The sequence below is a fragment of the Bradyrhizobium sp. CIAT3101 genome (assembly GCF_029714945.1).
GTDB lineage: Bacteria > Pseudomonadota > Alphaproteobacteria > Rhizobiales > Xanthobacteraceae > Bradyrhizobium.
In genome coordinates this window covers 721,276-733,399 of the sequence record NZ_CP121634.1, presented here as the reverse complement: position 1 = coordinate 733,399, position 12,124 = coordinate 721,276, and the positions used below count along the sequence as shown (strand labels likewise).

Below are 12,124 nucleotides of genomic sequence, written 5' to 3'. Positions count from 1 at the left end.
GTTGTTTCAACGATTGGTAGTTACTCTGTCTAGCGCGGTACAATGACTGCGCACCATCGAGAGATTCCGCGGTATGGGTCCCGGCGTTCGCCGGGACGACGGCGGCAAGTGAGGCGCTGACGTCGCGCCTCACAATCGCATCAAATCCTAGCCGTACCGCCCATGGCAGTGCTTGAACTTCTTGCCTGAACCGCAGGGGCAGTCCTCGTTGCGGCCGACCTTGCCCCAGCTGGCCGGGTTCTTGGGATCGCGCAACGCGGCATCGGTGGCCTGCGGGGCCAGCGTCACGTTGGCGAGCGCCATTTCGTCTTCGCCGGTGTCCGGGTTGAGCTTGTGCGCTTCCATCTGCGGCAGCACGGGAGCTTCCTGCTCCGGCGGGACGATCTCGACCCGCATCAGCTGCGCCGTGACGGCCTCGCGCAGATGCGCGCTCATCTCCTGGAAGAGGTTGAAGGCCTCGGTCTTGTATTCCTGCAACGGATCGCGCTGGCCGTAGCCACGCAGGCCGATGACCTGGCGCAGATGGTCCAGCATGATCAGATGCTCGCGCCAGAGATGGTCGAGCGTCTGCAGCAGGATGGTCTTCTCGACGTAACGCATCACGTCGGGGCCCCATTGCGCGACCTTGGCCGCCATGTGCTCGTCGGCCTTGGTCTCGATGCGCTTGAGCAGCTCCTCGTCGGCGATGCCTTCTTCCTTGGCCCAGTCCTCGACCGGCAGGTCGAGATCGAGCACGCGCTTCAGCTCGTCCTTCAGGCCGGCGACGTCCCACTGCTCGGCATAGGCATGCTCGGGCACGTGCTTGGCGACGAGGTCGTCGATGAAGGCGTGCCGCATGTCGGTGACGGTCTCGGCAACGCTGTCGTCCTTCATCAGGTCGACGCGCTGGTCGAAGATCACCTTGCGCTGGTCGTTCTGGACGTTGTCGAACTTGAGCAGGTTCTTGCGGATGTCGAAGTTGCGCGCCTCGACCTTCTGCTGCGCCTTCTCGAGTGCCTTGTTGATCCAGGGATGAATGATCGCCTCGCCCTCTTGCAGGCCGAGACGCTGGAGCATGCTGTCCAGACGATCCGAGCCGAAGATGCGCATCAGATCGTCTTCCAGCGACAGGAAGAATTTTGAGCGGCCGGGGTCGCCCTGACGGCCGGAACGGCCGCGCAGCTGGTTGTCGATGCGGCGGGATTCGTGCCGCTCGGAGCCGATGATGTAGAGGCCGCCCGGCTTCTTCACGGTCTTGGCGGGCTTGGAGCCCTTGGCCGGCTCGATCTCGACGGTCTCCTCGGCCTTCAGCACGATGTCGCGGAAGTGCTCGATGTCGGCCTTGATCTGCTCGATCTTCCTGGCCTTCTCGGCCTCGTCCTCGATATCCGCAGTCTCCTGCTGGATGCGCATTTCAAGCGAGCCGCCGAGCTTGATGTCGGTACCGCGGCCGGCCATGTTGGTCGCGATCGTGATCGCGCCGGGAACGCCGGCCTCGGCGACGATGTAGGCTTCCTGCTCGTGGAAGCGCGCGTTCAGCACTGCGAACAGCTTGGCCGGCTTGCCGGCGCGCGCCGCGGCGTACAATTTCTGCATCGAATTCTCGTTGCCGAAATCGATCTGCCGGTAGCCGTGCTTCTTGAGGTATTCGGCAATCACTTCCGACTTTTCGATCGAGGCGGTGCCGACCAGCACCGGCTGCAACCGCGCATTGGCGCGCTCGATCTCGGCCAGGATCGCCGCGTATTTCTCGTTCTGGGTGCGATAGACCTCGTCGTCCTCGTCGAGACGAGCGACCGACAGATTGGTCGGGATCTCAACGACCTCGAGCTTGTAGATGTCGAACAGTTCGTCAGCTTCCGTCAGCGCCGTACCGGTCATGCCGGCGAGCTTTTCGTACATGCGGAAGTAGTTCTGGAAGGTGATCGAGGCGAGCGTCTGGTTCTCGGGCTGGACCTGAACGTGTTCCTTGGCTTCCAGCGCCTGGTGCAGACCTTCGGAATAGCGGCGGCCCTGCATCATGCGGCCGGTGAACTCGTCGATGATGACGACCTCGTCGTCGCGGACGATGTAGTCCTTGTCGCGGGTAAACAGCGTGTGGGCGCGCAGCGCCTGGTTGATGTGGTGCACGACGGAGACGTTCTCGACGTCGTAGAGCGACTCGCCCTTGAGCTGGCCGGCATCGCGGAGCAGCTTCTCGATCTTCTCCATGCCGGCTTCGGTCAGCGTCACCGTGCGCTGCTTCTCGTCGACGTCGTAGTCGCTCTTGTCGAGCTTGGGCAGGAACGAGTCGATGGTGTTGTAGAAGTCGGAACGGTCGTCGAGCGGGCCGGAGATGATCAGCGGCGTGCGCGCTTCGTCGATCAGGATCGAGTCGACTTCGTCGACGATGGCGTAGAAGTGCGGCCGCTGGACCATGTCCTCGAGCCGGTACTTCATGTTGTCGCGCAGATAGTCGAAGCCGTATTCGTTGTTGGTGCCGTAGGTGATGTCGCAGGCATAGGACGCCTTGCGCTCGGCATCGTCGAGGCCGTGGACGATCACGCCGGTGGTCAGGCCGAGGAAGCCGTAGATCTGGCCCATCCAGCCGGAGTCGCGGCGGGCGAGGTAATCGTTGACGGTGACGACGTGGACACCCTTGCCGGCGAGGGCATTGAGATAGACCGCGAGCGTTGCCACCAGCGTCTTGCCTTCGCCGGTCTTCATCTCGGCGATGTCGCCCTCGTGCAGCACCATGCCGCCGATCAGCTGAACGTCGAAATGGCGCTGGCCGAGCGTCCGCTTGGCGGCCTCGCGCACGGTGGCGAAGGCGGGCACCAGCAGGTCGTCCAGCGTCTTGCCCTCGGCAAGCTGCTTCTTGAACTCGGCGGTACGGGCCTTGAGCGCCTCGTCGGAGAGTTTCGAGACCTCTCCCTCCAGCGCGTTGATCGCGTTGACGCGGGATTGGTATCCCTTCACCCGCCGGTCGTTGGCGGAGCCGAAAAACTTGCGGGCGAGCGCGCCGATCATGCCTAGTTCCTGTGTTCGCGAATTAACCGCGTTGCAGCCAAGAAGTTGTCACCCGCTTGCCTATCAACTCACCGTGACGCCTGCTGGCGTCAGAGCCCGGACTGCGGGGGTCATCCGCCATATGGGTGGGAATTGGACTAGTCTGGGTTCAACGGCCAAAAACGCAGCAAAATAAACGCCATCGCCATGGTCGCGACCGGGCAGAGATATGGCCCGGTCAGGGCCTTGTCAACGGCGGGCGCATTGCGGCTAATTCATCATTTTGACAGACTTTTCGCGTTGCCAAGCCCCCCTGAATTGGGCGAGTGTCCGCCCCGCTTAAGCAGCCCCTGCTTCAACATAAGGATTTTGCATGACCACCTCGTTCCCGGTAACCACCGGACTGCGTTTCCGCCACGCGTCCGCCCTGGCTGGCTGCTTTGCCTTGGTGCTGTCCCTGGCGGTCGCCGGCCCGCTCCGGGCGGCCGACGATCCGGTCCTGGCGAAGGTCAATGGCGCTGAAATCAAGAAAAGCGACGTGACCATGGCCGAGGAAGAGCTCGGACCGAGCCTCGCCCAGATGGATCCCGCGACCAAGGACGACAATGTCCTGTCGTTCCTGATCGACATGAAGATCGTGGCCAAGGCCGCCGAGGACAAGAAGGTCGCCGACGGCGAGGAATTCAAGAAGCGGCTGGCGTTCGCCCGCAACCGCCTGCTGATGGACAGCCTGCTGGCCCAGGAAGGCAAGGCTGCCACCAACGACGACGCCATGAAGAAGGTCTATGAGGAGGCCTCCAAGCAGATCACCGGCGAGCAGGAAGTGCGCGCCCGCCACATCCTGGTCGAGACCGAGGACGAGGCCAAGGCGGTGAAGGCCGAGCTCGACAAGGGCGCCGATTTCGCCGAGCTCGCCAAGAAGAAGTCCAAGGATCCGGGCTCCGCCGACGGCGGCGACCTCGGCTTCTTCACCAAGGAACAGATGGTGCCCGAATTCTCGACCGTCGCGTTCGCGCTCGACCCGGGCAAGATCTCCGATCCCGTGAAGTCGCAGTTCGGCTGGCACATCATCAAGGTCGAGGAAAAGCGCAACCGCAAGGCGCCGGAGTTCGACCAGGTCAAGCCCCAGATCGAGCAGTACGTCACCCGCAAGGCCCAGGCCGACTACGTCGCCAAGCTGCGTGCCGAAGCCAAGGTCGAGCGGATGGACCAGCCGGCTGCCGACGCGTCGAAGGATGCCAAGCCGGCCGACAGCAAGATGGCGCCCCCCGCCAAGAAGTAAAAATCTGCTGTCACTTCGGTGACGCCAAGAGTATCTAAGCATCGCAATGGCCGGGCCTAAAGTGCGGAGCACGTCTTCGCACTGGAAGTCCCGGCCATCTGCATATCCAGACCTCACCAAGGCCAAGCCAAGGCACCCCGCGATGTCCTCAACCGTCTCCCCGCTCGCCCCGAAGAACGTTCCCGACATGCCCGTGATCGCGGGCGTCCGCCTCGCGACGGCCGAGGCCGGCATCCGCTACAAGAACCGCACCGACGTGCTGCTGGCGATCATGGACAAGGGCACCGCGGTCGCGGGCGTCTTCACCAAGTCGAAATGCCCGTCCGCGCCGGTCGAATGGTGCCGTGCGAAACTGAAGGGCGGCAAGGCACGCGCGCTGGTCGTCAATTCCGGCAATGCCAATGCCTTTACCGGCAAGACCGGCCGCGGTTCCACGGCGCTGACCGCGAAGATCGCGGCCAAGGCCGTCGGCTGCAGCGAGAGCGAGATCTTCCTGGCCTCAACCGGCGTGATCGGCGAGCCGCTGGACGCAACCAAGTTCGACGGCGTGCTGGGCCGCCTCGCCGAGACCGCCGAGGCGGGCGACTACCTCGCTGCCGCCAAGGCGATCATGACCACCGACACCTTCCCCAAGGTCGCGACCGCGACCGTGAAGCTCGGCAAGGCCAAGGTCACCATCAACGGCATGGCCAAGGGCGCCGGCATGATCGCCCCCGACATGGCGACGATGCTGTCCTTCATCTTCACCGACGCGCCGATCGCGCCCGCCGCGCTGCAGGCGCTGCTCAAGGCCGGCGTCGAGGACACCTTCAATGCGGTCACGATCGACGGCGACACCTCGACCTCGGACACACTGCTGGCTTTCGCCACCGGCGCCGCCGCCGAGCACGGTGCGCCCAAGATCAGCCGCGCCAGCGATCCGCGCCTGAAGGCCTTCGTGAAAGCGTTCAACCAGATCCTGGCCAATCTTTCCGAGCAAGTAGCGCGCGACGGTGAAGGCGCGCGAAAACTGGTCGAGATCACCGTCGAGGGCGCCAAGACCAAGGCCTCCGCACGCAAGATCGCGATGTCGATTGCCAACTCGCCGCTGGTGAAGACCGCAATCGCCGGTGAGGACGCCAATTGGGGCCGCGTGGTGATGGCCGTCGGCAAGGCCGGCGAGCCGGCCGATCGCGACAAGCTCTCGATCTCCTTCAACGGCATCCGCGTCGCCAAGAGCGGCGCGCGCGATCCGTCCTATGACGAGGCGCAGGTGTCGGAAGCGATGAAGGCCCCGGAGATCGCGATCAAGGTCTCGCTCGGCCTCGGCAAGGGCCGCGACCGCGTGCTGACCTGCGACCTCACCAAGGAATATGTCGCGATCAATGGCGACTACAGGTCCTGACGGGTCAGAGCCGGCTGGAGACCTTCACGCTGACGTCGACTGTCCGCGTGATCGGCCGATTGACCGCATCCAGTCCCTGACGGGCATAAACAAAGCGATCGTCCCCGACATAGCCGGGGCGGGAAAGATAAATCACTCGATTGCCACTGATCGATACGCTGCCGTTGCCCGGCTGCGTGACCACGCGGGCGCTGAAGATGGGGCCCCGCGTGCGCGCTACGATGATGCTGCAGCGTTTTCCGCTGGCCGCATACATCGTCCCGGACACGGTTTGGTTGTCCAGGGTCTTGATGAACGGCACGATGCAGGAGTCCGCAACGGCGGGCCCGGCCATAACTGACATTGCGACGACAACAATTCCGACCGACTTCATCTTGCATGCCCCCTATCATCGAGCGCCCCTCGACGAGCTCAATTATAGATAGATGCCGAAACACAGCGCAAGCTGTTGTTGCCCGCACGGATGATCGACCCCGGAAGGTTTGCGTGTTCCCGAGCCAAGAACCCTCGATTGAATCTGACGTGTGGAGATCGTAGAAACGCCGGCCGCAACGGGCTAGCGAAGCGTTGCGATCACCTTCAGCGAGCGACAATCACGCATGGCCGATCTCAAACTGACACTGGTGGTGGCGTGTGCACTCGTCGACGCCGACAAGCGCGTGCTGATCGCGCAGCGCCCGCCAGGCAAGACGCTCGCGGGCCTCTGGGAATTTCCCGGCGGCAAGCTGGAGCCCGGCGAGCGGCCGGAGCAGAGCCTGATCCGCGAGCTCCATGAGGAGCTCGGCATCACCGTCGCCGAGCCGTGCCTCGCGCCGCTCACCTTTGCGAGCTACGGTTACGAGACCTTTCATCTCTTGATGCCGCTCTACATCTGCCGGCGCTGGGAGGGGATCGTCGAGGCCCGTGAAGGCCAGACGCTCGCCTGGGTCCGCGCCAACAAATTGCGCGACTATCCGATGCCGCCGGCGGACATTCCGCTGATCCCGCATCTGATTGATTTGCTGATGTGAGCTCGGACCTCATCCCGAGGAGACCGCGAATCGGTCGTCTCGAAGGATGGCCATACGGCGAGAGCCGGGCCTGCATGGTTCGAGACGGCGCTAACGCGCCTCCTCACCATGAGGATCACTCTTTCCCCGCCTTCTTCACCGCCTCCGCCAGGCTCGCTTTGGCCGATCCCGGCTGCAGCGGCTGCTGCTGGCTCGCATGCGGGGCCCAGCCGGAGAGCCAGATGATATCGAAGGTGGTGCGAATGCGCCCATCGGCATCGGCAAAGCGCTCGGCATAGATTTCGGCCATGCGCAGCAGCGTCGCGCGACGGCTCGGCGCGCGACGCCGCTCGATCAGCACATTGGCCGCGCCCATGCGGCGGAGATCCTGCATCAGCGCGAATGCGCTGGAATAGCGCACCACGACGCGGTCGACGTCGGTGACCGGCAGCGCAAAGCCCGCCCGCTGCAACAGCGCGCCGATGTCTCTGAGATCGGCAAACGGCGCCACGCGCGGCGACACGCCGCCCTCGCATTCGGCCTCCGCCTCGGCAAAGGATTGCCGGAGCTCGGTCAGGCTGTCGCCACCGATCATCGCAGCCAGCAGCAGACCGTCCGGCTTCAGCGCGCGACGAACCTGCGCAAGCACGCCCGGCAGATCGTTGACGAATTGCAGCGCCAGCGCCGAAACGACGAGATCGAGGCTCTCCGGCGCAAAGGGCAATTTCTCCGCACCCGCTGCATCGAGCCCAATGCGCTGGATTGAAGGCAGCCGCGTCCGCAGCCCCGCGAGCCCCTCGCCCGGCGTCCAGAGATCGGCCGGCGCATCAAACTCGCGCATCACCGCGGCCAGCCGGTCGGACATGTCCTCGGCGACCCGGTCGAGCAGAAATGTCACCTCGCCCTGCACCTGAGCACGCCGCTGCCGCGCGTGCAGCAGGGCACGATCGAACAAGGCGGGCGGCGTGTGCGGGGTCTGGGCCATGCCGCTGGTTACGCCGATCACGAGTGTTCTGGCAATCCGGTGAATGCGGCGCTAGCCTCCCCTCATGGACGCCGACGCCGCCCCGACCCGCTCCATCGCCAAACCCTTGCGCGCCGCATGGACGGCTGGCCGCCACGTGCTGTCGCGCGCGGCGCGGCTTGCGCTCGACATTGCGCTGCCGACGCTGTGCGTGTCCTGCCGCGAGCCGGTCGATGGCGAGGGCGTTTGTGCGGCGTGCTGGGCAAAATTGTCGTTCATCGAACGTCCCTACTGCCCACGGCTCGGCATCCCGTTTGTCTACGATCCCGGCCCCGACATGCTGTCGATGGAGGCGATCGCGAGCCCGCCCGCCTACCAGCGGGCACGCGCGGCGGTGCGTTATGACGACGTCGCGCGCACGCTGGTGCATGCGCTGAAATACCAGGACCGCACCGATCTGGCGCCCGCCATGGGCCGCTGGATGGCGCGCGCGGGCGGCGAACTGCTTGCCGGCGCTGACATGCTGGTGCCGGTGCCGCTGCATTGGCGCCGGGCCTGGCGCCGCCGCTACAACCAGTCCGGCGCGCTGGCGCACATCATCGCGCGGCAGAGCGGGGTCAGGGTCCGGAGCGAGGTGCTGCGCCGGGTACGCGCCACCGAGCAGCAGATCGGCCTGTCGCGGGCCCAGCGCGCCATCAATGTGCAGGGCGCATTCCAGGTATCCCCCGACCGCCAGGCCGAGGTCCAGGGCCGACGCGTCATCCTTGTCGATGATGTCCTGACATCAGGCGCGACGCTGGATGCCTGCGCGCGTGCACTTCTTCGCGCCAAGGCGGCCCAGGTCGACGTGCTGGTCTTTGCCCGGGTTGTCGAGAGCCGGTAAAGTCCCATATAATTCAATAAATTCATGACATGAGAGCGCTGGACGCCATGACCTCTGCTGTCGAGATCTACACCAGGCCGGGATGCGGCTATTGTTCCGCCGCCAGGTCGCTTCTGACCCGCAAGAAAGCGACCTTCAGGGAATTCGACGTCGCCCAGAACCCGTCCTGGCGCGAGGAGATGTACGACCGCGCCGGCGAGGGCTCGACTTTCCCGCAGATCTGGATCGGCGGAACCCATATCGGCGGCTGCGACGACCTCTACGCGCTCGACCGCGAAGGCAAGCTCGACGGCCTCCTCGAAAGCGTCAAGGCGGTCTCATGAGCCAAGATCAAGCTCGAGATCAAGCTCAGAATCGCACCTTCACCGCGGCGATGATTCAGATGCGCACCGGCTTGATGCCCGAGCCGAGCCTCGCGCAGGCAACAAGACTGATCCGGGAGGCGGCAGCCAAGGGCGCCGACTACGTGCAGACGCCCGAAGTCAGCAACATGATGCAGCTGAACCGCAAGGCGCTGTTCGAGCATCTGCAGAGCGAAGAGGACGACGCCTCGCTGAAGGCGTATCGCGCGCTCGCCGCCGAGCTGAAGATCCACATCCATGTCGGCTCGCTGGCGCTGCGCTTCTCAGCCGAGAAGGCGGTCAACCGCTCCTTCCTGATCGGGCCCGAGGGCAACGTCCTTGCGAGCTACGACAAGATCCACATGTTCGACATCGAGCTGCCGGACGGCGAGAGCTATCGCGAATCCGCCAATTACCAGCCGGGCGAGACCGCCGTGATCTCCGACCTGCCCTGGGGCCGCGTTGGCTTGACGATCTGCTACGACGTGCGCTTCCCCGCGCTCTACCGCGCGCTCGCTGAAAGTGGTGCCTACTTCATCGCCGTTCCCTCCGCCTTTACCCGCAAGACCGGCGAGGCGCACTGGCACATCCTGCTGCGGTCGCGCGCGATCGAGACCGGCTGCTTCATCTTCGCAGCTGCCCAGGCAGGCACCCACGAAAACAAGCGCGAGACCTATGGTCACTCGCTGATCATCGATCCCTGGGGCGAGATCCTTGCCGAGGGAGATGTCGAGCCCGGCATCATCATGGCCAAGATCGACCCGGCCAAGGTCGAGACCGCGCGTCGCGCGATCCCCTCGCTCCAGCACGGCCGCCGCTTCGGCGTCTCCGATCCCAAGGCCGGGCCGGATCATCTGCATCTGGTGCGGGGATCAGCATGATCCGCTACGCGCTCCATTGCGACCGCAAGCACGAGTTCGAGAGCTGGTTCCAGAGCTCGTCGGCCTACGATTCGCAGGTGAAGCGCAAGCTTGTGACCTGCCCGATCTGCGGCTCGGCCAAGGTCGACAAGGCGATCATGGCGCCGCGCATCGTCGGCAAGAAGGGGCGCGCAACACCTCCCGCGGAGCCGGCCACCACGCCGGCGCCCGAGGCTGCGCCGTCTGGATCCACCTCGCTGATGATGGCGCAGGAGCGCGAGTTGCGGACCAAGCTGAAAGAATTGCGCGACCACATCGTCAAGAACGCCGACAATGTCGGCGAGCGCTTTGCCAACGAAGCCCGCGCGATGCATTACGGCGACAAGGAGCACCGTCCGATCTACGGCGAGGCCTCGCCGGACGAGGCAAAATCGCTGATCGACGAAGGCATCGAAGTGTCGCCGCTGCCGACACTGCCGGAAGACCGGAACTGACGCGCAGGGCGCGTCAGAAACCCACCAGCAGCGCCACGCCGAGCACGATCAGCAAGATCCCAAAAATCTCGCGAGCTGCGATCGGCTGCTTGAACGAGTAATACGCCACCGCTTGCGCGAACAGCACCTCGATCAGCGCGAGGGTGCGGACATTGGCGGCGGCCGTCAGCGCGAACGCCAGAAACCAGAATTGCGAAGCGAAGGCGCCCATGAAGCCGGCGAGCAGCGACGGCCGCCATAACCCCAGGATCGACTGAAGTATTTTTGGCGCGCGCCAGAGCAGGTAGATCGTCAGGATCAGCGTCTGCACGAACAGGCCAAGCACCAACGTGAACGACGATGCGGTCACGAACGATACGTTCGGCACAGTGATGATTGCGCCGCGGAAGCCGACCGCGGAGAGCGCGAACGCTGCCGCCGCAACGAGGCCGGTGATGGTCGGCTTCAATTCCGCAAAGCTCTTCTCGCCACCGGGCCGCAGCGCGGTGATGACGACGCCGACGGTCGCGATCACGATCGCCAGTACCTTCAGCCAGGTCAGATGGTCGCCGAGGAAGACGAAGCCGAAGATCGCGGTCTGGATCGCCTCGGTCTTCAGGTAGGCCGTCGTCACCACGAACGAACGGTCGTTCATCGCGAGCAGCATCAAGCCGGTCGCGACGATCTGGCTGAGCGCGCCCAGCAGCAGCCACGGCCAGAACACGGTCGGCGGCATGCCGATGTGATCGCCGGTCGCAACCAGCACCAGCCCCAGGAACAGCAGGGAGAACGGGAAGCCGAACAGAAAGCGGATATTGGTCGCGCCCCAGGTCCCGAGCGGCTTCGTCAGCGACCTCTGCATCGCGTTGCGCGCGACCTGGCCGAGCGCAGCAATGACGGTGAAGGGAATCCAGAGACTGGTGACGGTGAGCATGGGGGTTTGAGGCTGCGAGGGAAGTGCTGCTGCAAACTGCCGAGCACATGGCGTCAGGTCAATGACGCCCATGTCATAGGAGCGATGCTCTCGCTACAAACTCCGCCGTCGTCCTGGACAAGCGAAGCGCAGATCCAGGACCCATTACCCCAAGGAGTGGTTTTGTGAAGACCGGTGGTGACGAGCTTCACGCCACAACGCCGCCTTGGGGTAATGGGTCCTGGCTTTCGCCAGGACGACACCGGATGTTTGGAGGCAGCCCCCCTCACACCATGCCTTCCGCCACGACCATGTAGTTCACGTCCATGTCCGACGAGAGGGTCCATTTGTCGGCGAAGGGGGAGTAGACGACGCCGGTCTGCTCGGTGATGACGAGGCGGTTGTCGAGGAGATATTTGGTCAGCTCATCGGGGGTGACGAACTTGTTCCATTCGTGGGTGCCGCGCGGCAGCCAGCGCAGCACGTATTCGGCGCCGACGATGGCGAGCGCGAAGCTCTTCCAGTTCCGATTGAGGGTGGACACGACCATCAGGCCGTTCGGCTTCAGCATCGCGGCGCAGCGCTTCAGGAAGACGCCGACGTCGACGACGTGCTCGACCACTTCCATCGCCAGCACGATGTCAAAACGCTCGCGCGGGTCGATCTCCTCCACCGTGGTGCAGCGATAGTCGATCGACAGATGGCTCTTGTCGGCATGCAGCTTCGCCGCAGCAATGTTGCTCACCGACGGATCGACGCCGATGACCTGCGCACCCAGCCGCGACAGCGGTTCGCACAGCAGGCCGGCACCGCAGCCGATGTCGAGGACGCGCAAGGCCCCGAGGCAGTTGAGGCTGCGCACATTGCGCTCGAACTTGCGGCAGGCCGCGTCGCGGATATAGCCGAGCCGCAGCGGATTGATCCGGTGCAGCGGCGCCATCTTGCCCTTGGGGTCCCACCACTCGGCCGAGAGCTTTGAGAATTTCGCGATCTCGGCGGCATCGACGGTCGAGCCGGGCTGGGCGGTGGCAGTTGCGGAAGTATCTTGCTGCATGCTCATGGTTGGGC

General features: G+C 64.5%; 12 protein-coding genes. 7 read left to right on the top strand and 5 right to left on the bottom strand.

Translation table 11 applies throughout. The features are described from left to right. Positions 1-147: 147 nt before the first annotated feature. Entirely contained in the window at positions 148-2,988 is a 2,841-nt protein-coding gene (gene secA, locus QA645_RS03285) for a preprotein translocase subunit SecA (protein WP_283048167.1), read from the bottom strand. Positions 2,989-3,340: 352 nt separating this feature from the next. Here secA and QA645_RS03280 point away from each other — a divergent pair, with 352 nt between their 5' ends. Both QA645_RS03280 and argJ read left to right on the top strand, forming a co-directional pair. Continuing rightward, the gene (locus QA645_RS03280) at positions 3,341-4,249 is read left to right on the top strand and encodes a peptidylprolyl isomerase (protein WP_283048165.1); all 909 of its coding nucleotides are present in this window, start codon (positions 3,341-3,343) and stop codon (positions 4,247-4,249) included. 142 nt (positions 4,250-4,391) lie between these two features. After that, the gene (argJ, locus tag QA645_RS03275; RefSeq protein WP_283048163.1) at positions 4,392-5,633 is read left to right on the top strand and encodes a bifunctional glutamate N-acetyltransferase/amino-acid acetyltransferase ArgJ; all 1,242 of its coding nucleotides are present in this window, start codon (positions 4,392-4,394) and stop codon (positions 5,631-5,633) included. 4 nt (positions 5,634-5,637) lie between these two features. On the opposite strand, the gene QA645_RS03270 is transcribed toward argJ, so the two are convergent. Then, complete coding sequence (locus tag QA645_RS03270) at positions 5,638-6,006, bottom strand: hypothetical protein (protein WP_254127833.1); 369 nt, start codon at positions 6,004-6,006, stop codon at positions 5,638-5,640. Between the two features lie 226 nt (positions 6,007-6,232). Here QA645_RS03270 and QA645_RS03265 point away from each other — a divergent pair, with 226 nt between their 5' ends. Beyond that, complete coding sequence (locus tag QA645_RS03265; protein ID WP_254127832.1) at positions 6,233-6,643, top strand: (deoxy)nucleoside triphosphate pyrophosphohydrolase; 411 nt, start codon at positions 6,233-6,235, stop codon at positions 6,641-6,643. A 115-nt stretch (positions 6,644-6,758) separates the two neighbouring features. Here QA645_RS03265 and QA645_RS03260 read toward each other — a convergent pair whose 3' ends face one another. Then, a complete protein-coding gene (locus QA645_RS03260) occupies positions 6,759-7,607 on the bottom strand; it encodes a methyltransferase domain-containing protein (RefSeq protein ID WP_283053648.1) in 849 nt (282 codons plus the stop codon). Between the two features lie 64 nt (positions 7,608-7,671). Here QA645_RS03260 and QA645_RS03255 point away from each other — a divergent pair, with 64 nt between their 5' ends. The 4 genes from QA645_RS03255 to QA645_RS03240 are packed head-to-tail and all read left to right on the top strand — an operon-like array spanning position 7,672 to position 10,164. Beyond that, positions 7,672-8,469, top strand: a complete 798-nt coding sequence (locus QA645_RS03255) for a ComF family protein (RefSeq protein ID WP_283048162.1) — start codon at positions 7,672-7,674, stop codon at positions 8,467-8,469. 47 nt (positions 8,470-8,516) lie between these two features. Next, complete coding sequence (grxC, locus tag QA645_RS03250; protein ID WP_254191401.1) at positions 8,517-8,792, top strand: glutaredoxin 3; 276 nt, start codon at positions 8,517-8,519, stop codon at positions 8,790-8,792. Then, positions 8,789-9,691 (top strand): carbon-nitrogen hydrolase family protein, encoded by a 903-nt coding sequence (locus tag QA645_RS03245; protein WP_283048159.1) that lies wholly within the window; start codon positions 8,789-8,791, stop codon positions 9,689-9,691. Before grxC ends, QA645_RS03245 begins: the two co-directional genes overlap by 4 nt. Beyond that, entirely contained in the window at positions 9,688-10,164 is a 477-nt protein-coding gene (locus QA645_RS03240; RefSeq protein ID WP_254127827.1) for a DUF1178 family protein, read from the top strand. Before QA645_RS03245 ends, QA645_RS03240 begins: the two co-directional genes overlap by 4 nt. 13 nt (positions 10,165-10,177) lie before the next feature. Here the strand turns inward: QA645_RS03240 and QA645_RS03235 are convergent, their stop codons facing one another. Both QA645_RS03235 and ubiG read right to left on the bottom strand, forming a co-directional pair. After that, positions 10,178-11,077, bottom strand: a complete 900-nt coding sequence (locus QA645_RS03235; protein WP_283048156.1) for an EamA family transporter — start codon at positions 11,075-11,077, stop codon at positions 10,178-10,180. Positions 11,078-11,342: 265 nt separating this feature from the next. Further along, positions 11,343-12,116, bottom strand: coding sequence for a bifunctional 2-polyprenyl-6-hydroxyphenol methylase/3-demethylubiquinol 3-O-methyltransferase UbiG (gene ubiG, locus QA645_RS03230; protein ID WP_283048154.1), 774 nt, complete (start codon positions 12,114-12,116; stop codon positions 11,343-11,345). Between the last annotated feature and the right edge of the window lie 8 nt (positions 12,117-12,124).